This is a genomic window from Kribbella sp. NPDC055110 (assembly GCF_053607525.1).
Map to the genome: position 1 here is coordinate 1 of NZ_JBSGTS010000006.1, position 16,457 is coordinate 16,457.

A 16,457-nucleotide genomic window follows, 5' to 3' on the forward strand; every position below is an offset into this window, starting at 1 on the left:
CGACCAAGGTGACCCACCGGTTCTCGACGCCCGGCAGTAGCGCGTCCTGCTGAGCCTTCGTGAAGCGGTGGACCTCGTCGATGAACAGCACGGTCTCGACCGCACCGGACGCGCGGGACAGGTCGCGGCGCGCACCGTCGATCACCTGCCGCACGTCCTTCACACCCGCGGTGACCGCAGACAGCTCCACGAACTTCCGGTTCGTCTGGTGCGAGACGACCGCCGCGATCGTCGTCTTGCCCGTCCCCGGAGGACCCCAGAGCAGCAGCGACATCGGCTGGTCGCCCTCCACCAGCCGGCGCAACGGCGAACCGGGCGCCAGCAGATGCTGCTGGCCTACCAGTTCGTCCAGACTGCGCGGCCGCATCCGCACCGCCAGCGGAGCCGCGGTGTGGTCCGCATCCGCCAGACTCCCACCACCACGGGCAGGCGCGGGCGCCCCCGGAAGATCGAACAACCCATCACTCACCCCAGCAGCCTAACCAGCCCCACCGACAGCCCACCCACCTCGCCCCGCCCACGACGTACCCACCGCCCTTTCCGGAAACAAAAAGCCACCCAGCGCAACATTCTTTCCGGAAAGGCTGGGTAACGCGGCCCGCCCGTGCGCGCGGTGGCGCCGGTCAGCGGCTGGGGGTGCCTGGGCGGTTCTGGGTACTGCGGAGGGCTCGGGTGTCATGGCGCGTCGCTGGGGGTGGAGTGTCGAGGGTGTTGGTGAGGTCGGTGCGGACTGAGCGGAGTTGAGCCTGGGCGGGGTCGAGTCCCGAGCCCACGGGATTCTGCTTGGCGTCCCAGGCCTTGATGGTTTGCGACAGGGTCACGGCGAGGGCGGGAACGATCATGGCGAACTGGGCCGCGGGCGGCGCACCTGACGTCGAGACGCCGACGCCGTACGCCGCACACGCCGCGATGAGCCAGGGCCGGCCCCGGTCCGACGCCTCAACGTCGGCCGCCGCCTGCTGTTGTACAGCGAGCTCATCCCGACTCTCCACGAGTCTCTGCCCCTGCCGGACCAGTTCGTCGGCCGTGTCGCGCAGCGGCTGACTGAACTGCACCTTTGCGCCTCGCGTCACGACGTCCCGCAGTACGGAGGCCCGGGCAAGGCGGGTCAGGGACTGCGCGAGCCACTCGTCGCCGCTGGACGGTACGTCCGCTGTGCCGCCGTACGCCGTATCGAACTCGCGGCGGAAGTCGTCGATCCCCTTCATCGTCGTGGGGCGCCCGCGGAACTCAGCGATCATCTTCGCCTCCGCAGCCGCCTCTTCGACGCGCAATCCCTCGTGATTGTCGGGATCGAGCGCCAGGTCGGCCGCCTTCGCCAGGATCTGCTCCGCGTCCGTACCGCCGGTGCCGCGCCACGCATCGTCCATCTCCAGCCGCTTCCACCAGTGCGCGAACCGGTCGGCCGTCTGCCGCCCCCGGTCCGTCGCATCGGCCGGCAACGACTGCTCGTAGCGGTCGAGCGCGAGCAGCGCCTCGGTGGCGAACAGCTCCACCACCCGCCGTGTCGCGGTGAGCTCACCAGGCGCACCCCGACCTCGACCGTCCCAGGCGTTCACCGGCGACTGTCCAGCTCGGCCTGCACGTCCTCGATCGCCAGTACCCGAACTCGCAGCCGGTCGAACTCCTGCGACAGCTCCGGATCGGCCGGCTGGTAGTCCGCGTCCTCCGCCGCATCGGCCGGGACGTACCACCATCGGTCGCGGTACCAGGTCGGGCCTACCTCGGTCCCGGCGAGCAACGGCGTCGCCGCGCCGCTCTCGACGAACTCACGCACTCGCTCTTGTGACAGCTTGTCGTCAGTCATTCACCCGACTGTAGGTCGCCGAGGGGCGAACACGAGGTTCCAGGTGCCGCTGCGCCGGAGCAGCACGATCGTCGGGACCTGGAGTACGACGATCGTGAAGGCGGTGATCACCGGGTCGGTGGCCGGTACGACAGAGATCGGCACCGTGTACGCCAACACGATCCGTACGATCCCGTCGATGATCGTCGCGATCCCCCACCACACCGTGATCCACTTCCACGCGTCCCGGAACCGCGGGCTGGTCTCCCACAACTGCTCCATCACGCGCGCCCGCCGCGGCATCATCGCCAGCGTCACGATGTACGTGAGCGGCTGCGGATGCCGCAGCGACCACAACGTGATGCCGGCGAACGGGAGGCTGATCCACGCGTTGCGGACGAGCAGCAGCCGCACGTCCCCACCCAGTACGGCGACCGCCGAGCTCGCCACCATGCTCAGCACGACCGCCATCCCGACCAGGTCCGTACGGCGGGTGCGCACGAGCGACACCGCCGAGCTGATCAGGCCCGGGACCACGCCGACGAGCAATGCAGTCAGGTCGCTCGCACCGAGCGCGCGCAGACCGTAGAAGAGTCCGAGCGGGAGGGCGATGTCTACGACGAGGAGCCGGGGACCGCTGTGCGCGCTGGGCATGACGAGAGCGTCGCCCACCGAGCCGCCGGCCGGCATCGAGCCGACGGCTGTCCGCACCTAGACCAAAGTCTCAGTCCTTCTTCTTCCCGACCTCGTCATCAGCTTCAGCTTCAGCTTCGTCATCGTCCGCGTCGCGGAGTTCCTCGGGGAGGTCGTCCTCGTCGAACTCCTCCGCGAGGATCTCCTCGGGCTCGGCGGCCGACTCGGGCTTGATCGCGTTCCGGAGGCGGCCGAGGATCCGGTCCGCCTCGGTGCCGAACGGGTTGTCGTTGACCAGGTACGTCCAGGTCGCGGTCGGCCGCGGGATCCCGCTCGTCTCCTCGTCCAGACCCTCAGCGGTGATCTCCGCGTCCGCGAACGTCTCGGCCGCGTCCTTCCAGGAGTCCTCGATCAGCGAGTCGAACGACGCGATCGCCGACTTGTTGAACTCGTCGATCGGCTTCAGGTGCACGATGCCGCCGGCCAACGACCGCAGGTGGATGCCTTCCCGCAGGTCCGCCAGGTACGCCAGGTGGTCGGTCCAGCGCCGGTCCAGATGCCGCAGCGCGATCCGCCGCGCCGCGGCCTTCACCACGTCCTCGCCGACCTCGTCGACCAGTTCGTCGTACCGCTCCTTGGCGCGCTCGGCGAGCTCGTCCGCGGCCAGATCCTCGGTCAGCACCTTCTCGCGGGTCTCGAGCAGGATCGCCCGCTGCTGTCCCGTCAGCCGGTTGTACTGCCACGTCGTACGGTGCAGCTCCGCGTTCGCGCCGTCCGCGACCCGCTGCGCGTGCTCGAGCATGCCGACCGACTTGCGGTCCGTGAGCCGGCCGGTGTCGTCCGGATGCGGGCGGAGACCGGACGAAACGGAGTACCGCGTGACGAGCTCGTCGGCGAGGCTGGCGAAGAACAACGAGCCGCCCGGGTCACCCTGCCGACCGGCGCGACCGCGCAACTGGTCGTCGAGCCGCCGCGACGCGTGCAGACCGGTGCCGACGACGTACAGGCCGCCGAGCTCGATGGCCGCGTCCTTGCCGTGCGACTCGTCCTTGCCGCCCAGCCGGATGTCGGTACCACGGCCGGCCATCTGCGTCGACACGGTCACCGTTCCCGGCACACCGGCCTCCGCGATGATCGCCGCCTCCTCGGCGTCGTTCTTCGCGTTCAGTACGACGTGCTCGATCTCGGCCGCCTCGAGCATGTCGCTGAGCTGCTCGGACTCCTCGACGCTGTGCGTCCCGATCAGGATCGGCCGCCCGGTCTCGTGCACCTCGCCGATGTGCTTGACCAGCGCCTCGTTCTTCTGGTCGACGGTCAGGTACAGCCGGTCCGGGTCGTCCTTGCGGACGTTCGGCTTGTTCGGCGGTACGACGGCGACCTCGACGTCGTAGAACTCCTGGAGCGACTCCCCCACGACGACCGCCGTACCGGTCATGCCGCACAGCGACTTGTACTGCTTGACCAGCGCCTGCACGGTGATGCTGTCGAGCACCTCACCGGAGTCGCTGACCGGCACGGCCTCCTTCGCCTCGACCGCGGCCTGCAGACCGTCCGGCCAGCGCTGCAGCTTGGCGATCCGGCCGCGGTTGTTGTTGATCAGGCTGACCTTGCCGTCCCGGACCAGGTAGTCGACGTCCTTGCGCAGCAGCACCTCGGCATGCAGCGCGACGTTGATCTGAGTCAGCCGGTCCAGGTTCTCGTCGTCGTACAGATTGAACCGAGCAGGCTCGGGCTTCTCGGCGACCTCGTCCTCAGCGTCGGTGTCGACGCCGTCGGCGTCTGCGTCGGAGTCGACGTCGGCTGCCTCGTCGGCCTCAGCTGCTGCGGCCGCGCCTTCGCCGAGGGCCTGCTCGACCTTGTCGGTGCCGCGGTCCGTCAGCGCGACCGTCCGGCCGTCGCCGTCGATCTCGTAGTCGACCCCCGCGCGCAGCGTCCGGACCAGCTGGACGACGTCGTCGTCGAGCGCCTCGTTCCGGGTCGCGCCGGCCAGCACCATCGGGACCCGGGCCTCGTCGATCAGCACCGAGTCGGCCTCGTCCACGAGCGCCACGTCGGCCTCGACGGTGACCCGGTCCGCGACGTCGGTGACGAGGCGGTCCCGCAGTACGTCGAAGCCGATCTCGCTGACCGGGACGTAGCAGACCTCCGCCTGGTACGCCTCGCGGCGCTCCTCCGGCGTGGACGCCTGGCCGACGTGCGACACGGTGACGCCGAGCAGCTCGTACACCGGGCCCATCCACTCGGCGTCGCGCTTGGCCAGGTAGTCATTGACCGCCAGCACGTGCACCCTGCGGCCGCCCACGGCGTACCCGGCCGCGGCGATCGCGCCCGCCAGCGTCTTGCCCTCACCGGTCGCCATCTCGACGACCCGGCCCTGCAGCATCGCCAGCGCACCGACGACCTGGCCGTCGAACGCGCGCTCGCCGATCGCGCGGTTCCCCGCGTCCCGGGCCAGCGCGAGGAACTCGATCTGCTCGTCCTCGTGCAGCCCGCCGGTGGTGCGCAGTTCCGCGACCGCCTCGGTGAGCTCTTCGTCGGTCAGGGAGAGGACCGATTCCTCCGCCTCGCCGACCAGCTGGGTGAGCCGTTCGTACGGGCCGAGATCGATCGAGCCGGGGCGCTGCAGCAGCCGGCGGAAGCGAGAAGCGATTTTCAGGGCCATGATGCAGGCAACGTACAGCCTCAACCGGTCGTTCCGCGCGTCACCCCCGGACCCCCACCACTCACCAACGAGCGCCCCACCCGTCAGCCCACGCTCGTCGCCGCATCCAACCCCGTGCTATGGGGCGGTTGGTGAGTGGTGCAGGTCCGGGTTCCACTCGTACGGCGTGGTGGTGGTGACCGCGTGCAGGCCGAGTTTCTGCAGGATGGGGCGGGAGTCCTCGGAGGCGTCGACGCGGAGGTACTCGTAGCCGCGCTCTTTCGCGAGGCGGGCGCGGTGGACGAGCAGTGCGCTGTAGATGCCCTGCCGGCGCCATTCCGGCAACGTCCCGCCGCCCCACAGGCTCGCGAACCCGGTGCCCGGATGGAACCGGATCCAGCCGGCCGACACGGCGGGACCGTCCGGTCCCTTCAGTGCGTCCTCGACCAGGAACACCGACAGCCGATCCGGGAACATCCGCGCCTCACCCGCGAGCCGGTCGACGATGCGTTCCAGACCGTTGTGCCATAGGGCGTCGGTGAGTGCGCCGATGCGGTGGTAGTCGTCCGGCCCAGCGGCCTCCCGCAGCCGGACCTTCGACGGCAGCGCGGACGGCCGCTCCAGGATCCGGTCCACCTCGCCGAGGATCAGCGTCTCCGGATCCTCCTTCGTGAATCCCGCCCGGACCAGCCGCTCACCAAGGTCGGCCGGTTCGTCGTACGCGTACGTCTTCCACTCGAACGGCAGGCCACGCTCCCGGAAGAACGCCACCTCTTGCGCGATCACCGCGTCCGGGTCGTCGCCCAGCCCGCGCGGGGTCTCGACGAACCCGGCTCCCTCGGCTCCCTCGACGTACGAGCGGTGCACAGGGCCGTCGTGTTCCTGCTTCCAGCCGGGGATCGCGTCGGCGTCCGGCAACCGGATCCGGCGGTGGAACACGTCCAGCAGTTCGTCAGGAGTCATCTGCACATCGTGCCCGATCGGCTACCTGAAATCACCGGCACGAAAGGCAAACCAGTTGGCAACTGGTGTCGTCCAAATAGGTGTCCTCAGAAGGGGGGAACACACCATGAACATCCACCGCATCACCCGCAAGACGATCATCGCCGCACTAGCAGTGCTAGCAGTCCCGGCGGCCGCCTTCGCCGCACCGGCGCTGTCCGGATCGTCCACCGCCCCCCGCACCGCCTCGACACCTTCCGTCAGCACCGCGTCCGTCAGCACCGCGTCCTGCCCGCGCGGCTGGGGATCATTGCCCGAGGCAAACAACAGCGTGCGTGCCCGGACCCCAGCGACGACGGCGGTCACCAACGTCCGCACCGGACGGCACGCCTGCTACGACCGGCTGGTCGTCGACCTGACGGGCGGGCCGACCGGGTACGACGTCCGCTACGTCCGCAACGTCTACCAGGACGGCTCCGGCTTCCTCGTCCCGCTGCGCGGCGGCGCGAAACTGCAGATCATCGTGCGTGCGCCGTCGTACAACATCGACACCGGCAAGTCGACGTACACCCCGAAGAACCCCAAGGAACTGACCAGCGTGGCCGGGTACCGCACGTTCCGGCAGGTCGCGTTCGCAGGGAGCTTCGAGGGTCAGACGACGATCGGCCTGGGCGTCCGCGCCCGGCTCCCGTTCCGCGTCTTCACGCTCGCAGGACCGGGCTCGAACTCCCGCCTGGTGATCGACGTCGCTCACCGGTGGTAAACCCCCACCCAGCGGCCGCCCGTTCCCCGCGGGCGGCCGCGCCCGGGATGTCAAGTCGAATGTCTAGTTTTCAAGTAGTGATACAGCACTTTGCGACACGCTGTCGCCTGTCACCATCCAAGCGTGACGAACCTACGCAAACCCCTTGCCCTGGCGGCAGTTCCCGTCCTCGCCCTGTCCACGTTGATCTCCGTGCCGGCTGCCGGTACGACGCCCCACACCGACGTTGCACTCGAGTGGTACGACGTTACAGCTGACACGATCGCGGCGGCCGGCGCCCCGACCCAGGTGACAAACAACCGCACCTGGGCGATCGGCTGGACCGCAGCGACCCGTGCGCTCCTCCGATCACCTGCCGCACCAACGCCGTACAAAGAAGCCGCCCTGGCCAGTGCGGTCCACGAGACCCTGGTGACTCTCGCACCGGCTCGTAAGACCGCGCTGGACCAGGCTCTGACCACCACTCTCGCGAGGATCCCCGACGGCACTGCCGAAACCGCAGGCGTTGCAGCAGGACGCCAACAGGCACAGGTGGTCTTGGCGTCGCGTGCCAACGACGGACTGGACCCTGCTTCGGTCAATGCACCGTTCACGCCACCGTCCACCGACGCTGGGATCTGGCGGCCGACGCCACCGACGTACAGCCCGGGGACTCAGTACGGGAACAGGTTGGCGAAGCCGTTCCTGCTCACGAGTGCCGACCAGTTCCGTCCGGGTCCGCCGCCTGCTCTGGGCTCGCCCCGCTACAACCGCGATCTGGCAGAGGTACGTGCCGATGGGGCGCGCAACAGTACGACGCGCACGCAGGCCCAGACGGACACAGCCACGTTCTGGCTCGGCTCGTCGTACGTGCTCTACACCGCGCCGCTGCGAGCGGCCGTGTCCGAAGCAGTCCACCGTCCGTTGGCGGAGCGGACGAAGCTGGTCGCGCTCTTCCACGTGGCCGCTGTCGACACGCAGATCGCCACCTCCGATACGAAGTACACCTATCTGCGCTGGCGTCCAGTCACCGCACTCCGCGCAACCGTCGACGCTGAGTGGACGCCACTGCACGACACTCCGGCGCACCCGGACTACCCGAGCGGCCACAACACGTACTCCGGCTCGGCCGAGCAGGTACTGACCACACTGGTCGGCGCGCGCACTGCGAAGCCGTACACGATCGACAGCCCGACCGCGCCTGGCGTGACCCGCACCTACAGCAACTGGCACCAGTTGACGCTCGAGAACGTCGACGCCCGCGTCTGGTCCGGCATCCACACCCGTACGGCGGACACGGTCGGAGTGACTTTGGGCCGACAGGTGGCGGCCAACGCACTTCGCAACGCCTACCGGCTGTTCCAGTGACCCACGCTCCGGCGGGCGGCAGGCGAACCGCCCGCCGGAGCGTGCTTTCTACAGCACTCGGTTGAGCAGGTCGTAGAAGCTGTTCGCCAGCACCACTTCGTACGGGTCGGTGAGTAGCGCTCCGAGCTCGGCCATGTCGGACGGGCTCCACGACCACGCGCCGATCCCGCCGGAGATGAACAGCGGGCTCGCACCGTCCCAGTTCGCGATCCGCTGGTCGAGAGCGGCCTTGAACTCGGCGGCCTTACCGGGTGCGCCCCACTGGCCGGTGATCGGCAGACCACCTTGGCGGACGGTGAGCGGGTCGCCGTCCCAGGTCTGCATGATCCCCTTCGTCGGCGTGTAAGCGGCGTACCCGCCGGCGATCTCCGGCGACAACAAGACCCACCTGTTGTCCTGCCTGCTGCTGTACGCGTAGACCACGTCCAGTCCGGTACGGCGCATGAAGCCGCCCGTCATCTTCAGGTACTCCGTCAGCTCGGCGGGCTGCCACGAACCCGGGTACGTGTACCCGCCGCCGGACGGGCCGCAGACCAGGAGGTCGTTGGCGGTCGCGGTGCGCTGGAAGTAGCTGTAGAGGCCGGGTCCGGTTTCGGCGAGCAACGGGCTGATGGTCCAGTTCGTCGGCACCTGCCCGCGTTTCGGGTCGTCCCAGATCTCGCGCAGCCGGCGCTGGCAGTACTGGATGTTGTCGCCTTCACCGAAGGTCAGGGTCAGGTAGACCTTGTTCTTCGGCTTGTCGATCCGGCGTATCGGCCGGGGCTTGTCGGAGATCGGCGCCGTGAAGCCGGCGTGCACGGTGCCGTTCATGTAGAAGTCGGCCGCGACCACGGGCGAACCACCCTTACTGGCGAGATCGACGCCGTCCCACTCACCGGAGACGTCGTTCGCGAACCAGCCCATGTACGGCGCCAGCGTCGGGTACTTCGCGTAGTGCTCGATGAGCAGGTCGCCCGTCGCACCACCCGGTGGTAGCCAGCTCACCAGGGCCTTGGTGGCCACCACGTAGTCGCGGAAGTACGCGAACGGTTCGATGCGGGTCGGCGACGTGTCGGTCGCGGACACCAGGTACTGGTTCCACATCTCCACGGTCACGACGAGGGACGTCGTACCCGCTGGTGGTTCGAAGCGGTAGATCCAGTAGTTGCCGCCGTCGGCGAAGCGGTTGGCCTCACCACCGATCGACGAATGCGAGCCGTCGAACAGGTACGGCGCCTCTTCCGCGGTGTTCGGTTCGAACCGGGCGAACTCGGCCCCGTTCGCCGTCACCACCACGTGCCGGACCGACGCGCCCCAGCCGTCGTCGGTGAACGAGTCCGCGAACCGGACGAACACGGCCCCCTTCCCGAGCTTCGCGGAGACGTCCAGGTTGTAGGTGCCGCGGTTCGACGAGTCGCGGATCTGCTGGGTCTCGCGGGCGATCTCCTGCCACTGGACGCCCTCGACGTCGACCACACGGGTCGGCGGGAGGCCGGCGAGCAGCTTGTGCGTGACCTTCGGGAACAGGTTGTCCAGCTGCCAGCGGTACGTCTTCACGCGGTCGTCGTCGAACATCCCGCGCAGGTCCTTCACGATCCGCAGACCGTGCGCCTTCGCCTGATCCGCGTCGGCGACGACCGCGTTCTCGAGTCCGGCGAGCGTCGTCGCCACGTTCAGCGAGTCGGGTACGTCGGGGTCGTGCACGATCGCGCCGCGGATCCGGCTCCGGTACTTCGCGACCAGGTCCAGCGGGTTCTCGTACAGCTTGGTCGGCAGATGCATGTCGGCCAGCCATTTGGCGTCCGGCACGCTCACCGTGCCGGTGTCGTAGAGGAAGTACAACTCCGGCTCAGCACGGTTGACGATGCCTTGCAACGTTGTCAGCAGGGTCTGGTCTCCCCCGCTGAGCTTGCTGACGTCGCCGTAATCCAGGTGTCTCGGGCGGTTGAACACCGGCAGCAGCCGAGCGGGGCTGCCGGACGTCGATGAAACTCCAGCTTGTGCCGTTGACAGGAAGCCCGGAACTACCCCGAGCCCACCCGCCGTCACTGCACCGCTGCCCGCCAGGAACGCACGTCTCGAAACCATCGCGACCACTCCCTGAGGTTGACATCGATGTCAAATCAGCCCGGAATCTAGCAACGCCAAGAGAGCGTGTACATACCTCACGCCCTACTTTTGGAATCGTTTCCGCGAGGTCAGGCGGTGGGTGGCGTACGGCGGCGGAACCTCGAGCGGAAGTCGCCGTCGTACTCGAGTTTCGTATAGCCGGCCGAGTGGACGCCGACGGCGAAGAACCCGACCGCGAGGAACGCGATGCCGGCGATCATCGAGATGTGCCAGAACGCGGCGGTGAGACCGACGAACGCGGAGCCTTCCGCGATCGCCTTGGCCACGCTGACGAGCAGGGATCTGGTCACCTGGCGGCGAAAGGCCTCCTGCCGGTTCAGCACCAGGAGCGCCGCGAGCAACGGGATCGAGACCGCGAACGCGACGACACAGATCGTCGCCGTCAGATCCAGCGGCGACGTGGTCAGGAACGGCTGGATCATCACCAGTCCCGCGGCGCCCAGTCCCCCGTAGATCAGATTCGACTGCCGAATCCACTCCTCCTGAACCGCAGGATCGTTCGTCGCGTCCTCCGCCTCCGACCGAAGGCGCTCACCTTCCGCCTCGGCTGTCTCGCGGGCCGCCTGCTCGAGCCGGAGGTCCTCATCGTCGTTCATGCGCACATCTTCCCGGAGCCACGGGCCGTCACGGCACCAAGGCCCTCTGATAGCGCCGGCGATACCACCGTTGGGCAACCAGAACTCCCGGAAACGCCAACCACCACAGACCTCGGCCCGGCCGTGTCATGGACCGTATCGTCAGCCAGACCGCCCCGTCGGGTGAGCGGTGCACGATGAACGCTTCCTCACCCGAGACGGGGTGACCTGGTCGCGTGCCGTAAGCAAAGCCACAGCGATCAGGACGTGCGACGACAGCGACAACCCGAACCGGTTCTCTCAGCGTGTACGGTCCGAGCGCTGCGAGCAGCGTGTAGTCCCGGCCTTCCCGAACGGCCGGTTCGCCGTCGGTAGATGGCTGCACGGAGAACCCACTACGGGTCTTGATGGTCCACTGCCCGAGGGCAGCCGACGCGACCTCCCAGCACTCCGGCCCCTGTCCGATATGGGTCGTCCGCTCGAAGCATCGATACCCAGGCGGCGTGGTCGTCCAGTCGAGGTCGGAAACGCACGTCGCCCCAACGTCCGAGTACGTCAAGCCCGTCATCACAACCTAATTGTGTGGCCCACCGGACCACGGCGAGACATCCTAAGCGGATGCGGTACTACTTCGCCGAGCACCAGGCGGCCTATCAGCGGCTCGCGCGGGAAGGGCTGACACAGTGGAACGATCTGTTCGAGGGTGATCGGACTGAGGACTTCGAGGCGTTCCCGAACCGGGTGTTCCTTGACAGCGCGCTCAACCGGCTAGAGCTCACGAGGGCCGACGTACTGGAGTACGGCTGCGGCACCGGCGCCGCGGCGTGCTTCCTGGCCGCGCGCGGGTTTCGTGTCGACGCGATCGACCTGATTCCGGAAGCGATCGCGCTCGCCCGCCGGTTCGCGCGGGAACGTGGGGTGGCGGTCAAATTCGGCGTGCAGGATGTGTGTGCGCTGCCGGGCGGGAGCAAGCGGTACGACGTGATTCTCGACAGCTACTGCCTCCAGTCGATCGTCACGGATCCTGACCGCGCCGGCCTCCTCGCCGCCGTACGCGATCGTCTGAAACCCAACGGCCACTACATCCTCTCGACAGCCATGTACGACCCGGACCGCGTCTACGAGGACGACTTCCGGTACGACGCCACCACCGGCATCTGCTACCAGAAATCCACGGAACCAGCGGACGACGCCGTACAACTCGACGGCACCTGGTACCTCCCCCACCGCCGCCACCTGCGCCCCGACGCGCTCCGGGCCGAACTGGAAGCCGCCGGCCTCCACGTCATCGCCCAGGAAGGCCAATCCAAAGGCGACGTGATCTGCACGGCTACCAGGCGCGGTTGAGAATCTCCGTGGCTTCGGCGAACGACAGGCCGGCCTCACGAGCAGCCTGCGCGAGCTTCACGGCCGCGGCATGGGTCGCGGCGTCGTCGATTTGGCTGCGGGAGGCGAGGACGAACGTGCCGTTCCGGCCGCGGGTCTCGACCAGGTGGTCGGCTTCGAGTTCCTTGTAGGCGCGGGCGACGGTGTTCACGGCCAGCCCGAGGTCGAGCGACAGCTGGCGCACCGTGGGGAGCCGGGTGCCGCGCGCCAGCTCGCCCGCGCGGATCAACGCCTCGATCTGCGAGCGGACCTGCTCGTACGGCGGCGTCAGGCCGACCGGATCGACTGTGATGTCCATCCGGTCAGCATCTCAGGTGAAGTCCTCCGGGGTGTACGGTCGCTGCTCCACCAGGACGAGCCAGTTCCCCGAGTTGTCCCGCAGTACCGCTTCCACGCCGTACGGGCGGTCCGCCGGTTCCTGGATGTACTCGACGCCCTTGGCGGTCAGTTCCGCGAACGTCTTGCGGCAGTCGTCGGTGGCGATGCCGAAGCCGTGCATCGTGCCCTTCGCCATCATCCGCCTGATCGCCGCCGTCGCCTCCTCGTCCAGCGGCGGACCCGGCACCGCGAGCTGCAGCTCCAGCTCCGGGTGGTCGGCGTGGTACACGGTGCACCAGCGGAAGTCGGGCAGGCTCACGTCGTTCTTCAGCACGAACCCGAGCTTCTCGGTGTAGAACGCCTTCGCGTCGTCGATGTCGTCGACGAAGACGCTGATCAGGCTGATGTTGGTGATCACGATTCCTCCTCAAATCCGACGTGGGTACGACGCTATGCCCCGGACTCCCCCGTCGGCTTCTCCGGAATTGCTGAGTTCAGTCCCAGCATGAACACGAAACACCCCGGGATCCGCGCGCCCGTCTGCGTCCGCTGGTACTGCGTCGGCGTCATCCCGACCAGCTCGGTGAACCGCTGCGAGAACGACCCGAGGCTGCTGTACCCGACCATCCCGCAGACCTCGGTGACGGTCAGGTTCGTCGCCCGCAGCAGGTCCGTCGCGCGCTCGATCCGCCGGCGCGTGACGTACTGCATCGGCGTCTCGCCGTACGCCGCCGCGAAACAGCGCAGGAAGTGGTACTTCGACACGCCCGCCGCGGCCGCCAGCGCAGCCAGGTCGAGCGGCTCCGCATAGTTGCGATCGGCAACGTCCCGCGCCCGCCGCAGATGCGGCAACAGCTCCACCGGTACGACGATCGACACGCTCTGAGCGTAGCCGGTCGACCGGCGCTCAGACCCCGCCGCGCAGACCAGGCGGCCTTCGTCGTGCGCACCGGAGAGGACGAGCGTCGGTACGGCGATCTCCGGCAGCCGGTCGACGATCGTCCAGTCCTTCAGGCTGCCGACGACGTGGAACTCGCTCGGCCCGTTCATCGTGTGATAGACGGTCGGGTCCGCATCGATCGACGCGAAGGCCGCCGCCACCTCCGGCAGCTCCGCACGCAGCGACCCACGACTGACCCAGGAGGTGATATTCGGCGCTCCGGTCAGATGTGTGGGCGTCGGTGGCGGCATCCGGAAACTCACGCCAGACCGTGGAGACCTGGAACCCGACATTCCCTGCCTCCCCCCACCACCTCCTGTCTCCAGTCCCCACCCCACCACCGCTCGCCCGCACGGCACCACACCACCGCTGGCCCGCACCGCACGCACCGCACGCACCGCACCGCCGCACCCCCACCGCTCGCCCGCACGCACCGCACCACCGCACCGCCCGGTCCGTCCCACCGCCGGCCGAGCGAGCGAGCGCGGCGAGCGAACGCGGCGAGCGAACGCGGCGAGCGCCTCACACACGAGGGGATATCCGTCGGCGTTGTGGTTTCTCCGTTGGTATTAGACCGGATAACCCACAACACCAGGGGATATCCGGTCTTCTGTCGGACGGGTGGGTGGGTGGGTGTTGTGGTGCCGGCTGGCGGGTTATGTGGGCGATGGCGGGAAGTAGGAGGCCAGCGGTGACATAGCCCGCCAGTGCGCCGAGGCGGGTTTGAAGGTCGAGCGTGGCGACCCGCCAACGGGCCGGCATCGGGCTGGCATGAGGCAGCAGCACCGGGAGGCCGGCGGGGATCGGGTTGGTGGCGGGACGGCTGCGCGGCGGGGTTGTGTGCACGCTCGACAGGTAGTGCACCGGTGAGACGGTGTACACACGGGCACGTTCACGCTCAGGTGCACTACCCGGCCACCCGACACATCCTGTCGAGCGTGCACATCACACCGGGCCCGGCACCGCCCTGGAACCCCTCGACCACCCACGCATCAGTCACAAGAGCCTGATATTCGTCCGTGACCCCCAAATGGTCCAGGAGGTTGTCGAGCTCGCGGTCAACTCGTCGACGGCAGGATCGCGTAGCTCATCAGGAGTGTCCTTTCAGGTGTCCAGCCAGTCACGCACCTGCCGGCGGAGGAAGTCCAGGTCGGCGGGGATGTCGCGCGGTGAGCCGGCGCGATGCCCCCAGATACTGGGGATCTCCGCCAGTTCCGCTGTCCGCAACGAGGTCAGCTCCAGCTCGTTGTCCGTGGTTCGGAAGTAGAGGTCGGTGGCCGACGGCATCAACAGGACGCGGGCGGTGATCGCCCCGAGCGCGGCCTTCAGGTCGCCGTCGTACGACGTACTGATGTCTGCCTCCAACCAGGTGAGCGCCTGCGCGTACTGGTCGGCGGCGGCGCCCTCGGCGAAGCGATCCACCCAGTCGGTCTGCAGGAACGCGTCAAGATCCGGCGCTCCCAGGACGGACTCGAACAACCGCGCGCGGTAGAAGTCCTGGCTCAGCCCCCACCCGGCGTAGACGTGCGCGAACGCGCGCTTGGCGGCGACCGGCTCAGCCGTGAACCGCCCGTTGCCGGCGTACTCGGGAGCGGCTTCGAGGATCCGTAGCAGGCCGGACAGGAACACCCGGTTGTGCAGCGAGGTCCGCGCGCTGCCGCAGACGACGATCGCGCGCTCGACGAAGTCGGGATAGAGAGCTGCCCAGTGGTACGCCTGGCCGGCGCCCATCGAGAACCCGTACGCCGCGGCGAGGTGGTCGATCCCGAACAGCTCGGTCAGCAGCCGGTACTGCGCGTGCACGTTGTCCGCCATCGTGACGAGCGACGGGTATTCCGGATCCGTCGACGCACTCGACGAGAGCCCGTTCCCGAACATGTCCGGGATGACAACGAACCACCGTGAGGGGTCCAGTACGCCGTCGGGCCCGATCAGCCACTCCTGCGTCTCGTGGGTCGCGCCGTAACTGCACGGGTAGACGATCGCGTTGTCGCGCGCCGGCGACAGCGTGCCGTAGGACTTCCAGGAGAGGTTGGCGTTCCGGATGACACCGCCCTTCTCGAGCTTCAGGTCGCCGAGTTCGAAGCAGCCGGCCGTCACGCGAGGACACCCGTTGGAAGGAGGGCGTGGACGCCCCAGGTCTGGTTCGCGACCTGGGTGACGCGGAGATCGACGGCGGTACTGGCAAGTGCCAGGGCGGTGCTCTTGCCGACGTCGAGGATCGCCTGCATCCAGCGCACCATCGCGTCGAGCGCGTCGCCGGTCGCGGCGTTCAGGTCGGCGTCGAACCCGAAGGTGATCCGGCCCTCCGGAGTCTCCGCGTGGATCGACTCGATCGGGCGCGGCTCCCGGACCAGGTCCACGGTCAGCGTCGTGGTCATCGGGCACTCGATCGCCGTACCTCCCACCTCACCGTCGCCTTGCGCGGCGTGACCGTCGCCGAGGCCGAGCATCGCGTCCGCGACCGCGACCGGCAGATAGAGCGTCGACCCCGCGACCAAGGACCTGCAGTCGATGTTGCCGCCACCGACAGCTCGGGGCGGGATCGTGGAATGCTCGCCGGTGGCTTCGGGGGCCACGCCGATGACGCCGAGAAACGGTGCCAGCGAGCGTGTGAAGCCGCCGTTGCAGTGCCCGGTTCCGGCGTCAGGATCGAGATCCCAGAGCAGCCAGGCGGGTTGATCGGTGACCCCTAGCCGCTCGGTGATCGGCGACTTCAGGGCGCCGGCGACGGTCCAGCCCCAGGGGTCCGGGGTGAGGGAGACCAAGTGGATCGCGAGCACATCACCTGGCTGAGCGCCGCGGACCGCGATCGGCCCGGTCAGGCAGTGGCCGCGAGCCTCGTCGAACATCTTCGGCTGCTGCTCACCAGGTGTGGTCTGCGGTGACAGGTAGCCCGAAGCATCCAGTGAGTGGACGGTCAGCGTGTCGCCGGGATCGATCGTCAGCACCGCGGGCAGCTCGGCGGTGAACACGTCGACGGTTGTCTCGGGGGTTGCGTCCAGCTTGTGGATCAT

The 16,457-nt window shown here is 68.3% G+C and carries 17 protein-coding genes; 3 read left to right on the forward strand and 14 right to left on the reverse strand.

Annotation, left to right across the window (positions count from 1 at the left end; translation table 11 throughout):
• The 6 genes from ACWF0M_RS11465 to ACWF0M_RS11490 form a co-directional block, all read right to left on the reverse strand.
• A partial coding sequence (locus tag ACWF0M_RS11465) for an AAA family ATPase (protein WP_452235538.1) occupies positions 1 to 469 on the reverse strand: 469 nt, incomplete at its 3' end.
• A 154-nt stretch (positions 470 to 623) separates the two neighbouring features.
• Entirely contained in the window at positions 624 to 1,559 is a 936-nt protein-coding gene (locus ACWF0M_RS11470; protein ID WP_452235539.1) for a hypothetical protein, read from the reverse strand.
• Positions 1,556 to 1,807 carry a hypothetical protein gene (locus ACWF0M_RS11475; RefSeq protein ID WP_452235540.1) on the reverse strand — a complete coding sequence of 84 codons (252 nt, stop codon included), beginning with the start codon at positions 1,805 to 1,807 and terminating at the stop codon, positions 1,556 to 1,558. Before ACWF0M_RS11475 ends, ACWF0M_RS11470 begins: the two co-directional genes overlap by 4 nt.
• Positions 1,808 to 2,497 carry a VC0807 family protein gene (locus ACWF0M_RS11480; protein ID WP_452235541.1) on the reverse strand — a complete coding sequence of 230 codons (690 nt, stop codon included), beginning with the start codon at positions 2,495 to 2,497 and terminating at the stop codon, positions 1,808 to 1,810.
• Positions 2,498 to 2,510: 13 nt separating this feature from the next.
• Positions 2,511 to 5,081, reverse strand: a complete 2,571-nt coding sequence (locus tag ACWF0M_RS11485) for a preprotein translocase subunit SecA (protein WP_452235542.1) — start codon at positions 5,079 to 5,081, stop codon at positions 2,511 to 2,513.
• A 117-nt stretch (positions 5,082 to 5,198) separates the two neighbouring features.
• On the reverse strand, positions 5,199 to 6,023 hold the full coding sequence (locus ACWF0M_RS11490) for a GNAT family N-acetyltransferase (RefSeq protein ID WP_452235543.1): 825 nt from the start codon (positions 6,021 to 6,023) through the stop codon (positions 5,199 to 5,201).
• A 106-nt stretch (positions 6,024 to 6,129) separates the two neighbouring features.
• On the opposite strand from ACWF0M_RS11490, the gene ACWF0M_RS11495 reads away from it, so the two are divergent.
• Together ACWF0M_RS11495 and ACWF0M_RS11500 are read left to right on the forward strand one after the other, a co-directional pair.
• The gene (locus ACWF0M_RS11495; RefSeq protein ID WP_452235544.1) at positions 6,130 to 6,765 is read left to right on the forward strand and encodes an AMIN-like domain-containing (lipo)protein; all 636 of its coding nucleotides are present in this window, start codon (positions 6,130 to 6,132) and stop codon (positions 6,763 to 6,765) included.
• A 123-nt stretch (positions 6,766 to 6,888) separates the two neighbouring features.
• Positions 6,889 to 8,112, forward strand: a complete 1,224-nt coding sequence (locus tag ACWF0M_RS11500; RefSeq protein WP_452235545.1) for a vanadium-dependent haloperoxidase — start codon at positions 6,889 to 6,891, stop codon at positions 8,110 to 8,112.
• A gap of 48 nt (positions 8,113 to 8,160) precedes the next feature.
• Here ACWF0M_RS11500 and ACWF0M_RS11505 read toward each other — a convergent pair whose 3' ends face one another.
• The 3 genes from ACWF0M_RS11505 to ACWF0M_RS11515 all read right to left on the reverse strand — a co-directional run bounded on the left by ACWF0M_RS11505 (position 8,161) and on the right by ACWF0M_RS11515 (position 11,364).
• Positions 8,161 to 10,179 (reverse strand): GxGYxYP domain-containing protein, encoded by a 2,019-nt coding sequence (locus ACWF0M_RS11505; protein WP_452235546.1) that lies wholly within the window; start codon positions 10,177 to 10,179, stop codon positions 8,161 to 8,163.
• 110 nt (positions 10,180 to 10,289) lie between these two features.
• Positions 10,290 to 10,817 carry a hypothetical protein gene (locus ACWF0M_RS11510; RefSeq protein ID WP_452235547.1) on the reverse strand — a complete coding sequence of 176 codons (528 nt, stop codon included), beginning with the start codon at positions 10,815 to 10,817 and terminating at the stop codon, positions 10,290 to 10,292.
• A 28-nt stretch (positions 10,818 to 10,845) separates the two neighbouring features.
• Positions 10,846 to 11,364, reverse strand: a complete 519-nt coding sequence (locus ACWF0M_RS11515) for a DUF1990 family protein (RefSeq protein ID WP_452235835.1) — start codon at positions 11,362 to 11,364, stop codon at positions 10,846 to 10,848.
• A 50-nt stretch (positions 11,365 to 11,414) separates the two neighbouring features.
• Between ACWF0M_RS11515 and ACWF0M_RS11520 the strand changes: the two genes are divergently transcribed.
• Entirely contained in the window at positions 11,415 to 12,143 is a 729-nt protein-coding gene (locus ACWF0M_RS11520; protein WP_452235548.1) for a class I SAM-dependent methyltransferase, read from the forward strand.
• On the opposite strand, the gene ACWF0M_RS11525 is transcribed toward ACWF0M_RS11520, so the two are convergent.
• From ACWF0M_RS11525 to ACWF0M_RS11545, 5 genes are all read right to left on the reverse strand, one after another.
• A complete protein-coding gene (locus tag ACWF0M_RS11525; RefSeq protein WP_452235549.1) occupies positions 12,127 to 12,480 on the reverse strand; it encodes a GntR family transcriptional regulator in 354 nt (117 codons plus the stop codon). The two genes, ACWF0M_RS11520 and ACWF0M_RS11525, sit on opposite strands and share 17 nt — an antisense overlap.
• A 12-nt stretch (positions 12,481 to 12,492) precedes the next feature.
• Positions 12,493 to 12,918, reverse strand: a complete 426-nt coding sequence (locus tag ACWF0M_RS11530; RefSeq protein ID WP_452235550.1) for a VOC family protein — start codon at positions 12,916 to 12,918, stop codon at positions 12,493 to 12,495.
• A gap of 32 nt (positions 12,919 to 12,950) precedes the next feature.
• Entirely contained in the window at positions 12,951 to 13,703 is a 753-nt protein-coding gene (locus tag ACWF0M_RS11535) for a helix-turn-helix domain-containing protein (protein WP_452235551.1), read from the reverse strand.
• 841 nt (positions 13,704 to 14,544) lie between these two features.
• Positions 14,545 to 15,540 (reverse strand): alpha/beta fold hydrolase, encoded by a 996-nt coding sequence (locus ACWF0M_RS11540; protein WP_452235552.1) that lies wholly within the window; start codon positions 15,538 to 15,540, stop codon positions 14,545 to 14,547.
• On the reverse strand, positions 15,537 to 16,457 hold the full coding sequence (locus ACWF0M_RS11545; protein ID WP_452235553.1) for an acetamidase/formamidase family protein: 921 nt from the start codon (positions 16,455 to 16,457) through the stop codon (positions 15,537 to 15,539). Before ACWF0M_RS11545 ends, ACWF0M_RS11540 begins: the two co-directional genes overlap by 4 nt.

Coding starts and splice junctions, on each gene's coding strand:
- ACWF0M_RS11475 (WP_452235540.1), bottom strand. CDS start 1,807: ATGACTGACGACAAGCTGTCACAAGAGCGAGTGCGTGAGTTCGTCGAG.
- ACWF0M_RS11485 (WP_452235542.1), bottom strand. CDS start 5,081: ATGGCCCTGAAAATCGCTTCTCGCTTCCGCCGGCTGCTGCAGCGCCCC.
- ACWF0M_RS11490 (WP_452235543.1), bottom strand. CDS start 6,023: ATGACTCCTGACGAACTGCTGGACGTGTTCCACCGCCGGATCCGGTTG.
- ACWF0M_RS11495 (WP_452235544.1), top strand. CDS start 6,130: ATGAACATCCACCGCATCACCCGCAAGACGATCATCGCCGCACTAGCA.
- ACWF0M_RS11505 (WP_452235546.1), bottom strand. CDS start 10,179: ATGGTTTCGAGACGTGCGTTCCTGGCGGGCAGCGGTGCAGTGACGGCG.
- ACWF0M_RS11510 (WP_452235547.1), bottom strand. CDS start 10,817: ATGAACGACGATGAGGACCTCCGGCTCGAGCAGGCGGCCCGCGAGACA.
- ACWF0M_RS11515 (WP_452235835.1), bottom strand. CDS start 11,364: ATGACGGGCTTGACGTACTCGGACGTTGGGGCGACGTGCGTTTCCGAC.
- ACWF0M_RS11520 (WP_452235548.1), top strand. CDS start 11,415: ATGCGGTACTACTTCGCCGAGCACCAGGCGGCCTATCAGCGGCTCGCG.
- ACWF0M_RS11525 (WP_452235549.1), bottom strand. CDS start 12,480: ATGGACATCACAGTCGATCCGGTCGGCCTGACGCCGCCGTACGAGCAG.
- ACWF0M_RS11545 (WP_452235553.1), bottom strand. CDS start 16,457: ATGATCCACAAGCTGGACGCAACCCCCGAGACAACCGTCGACGTGTTC.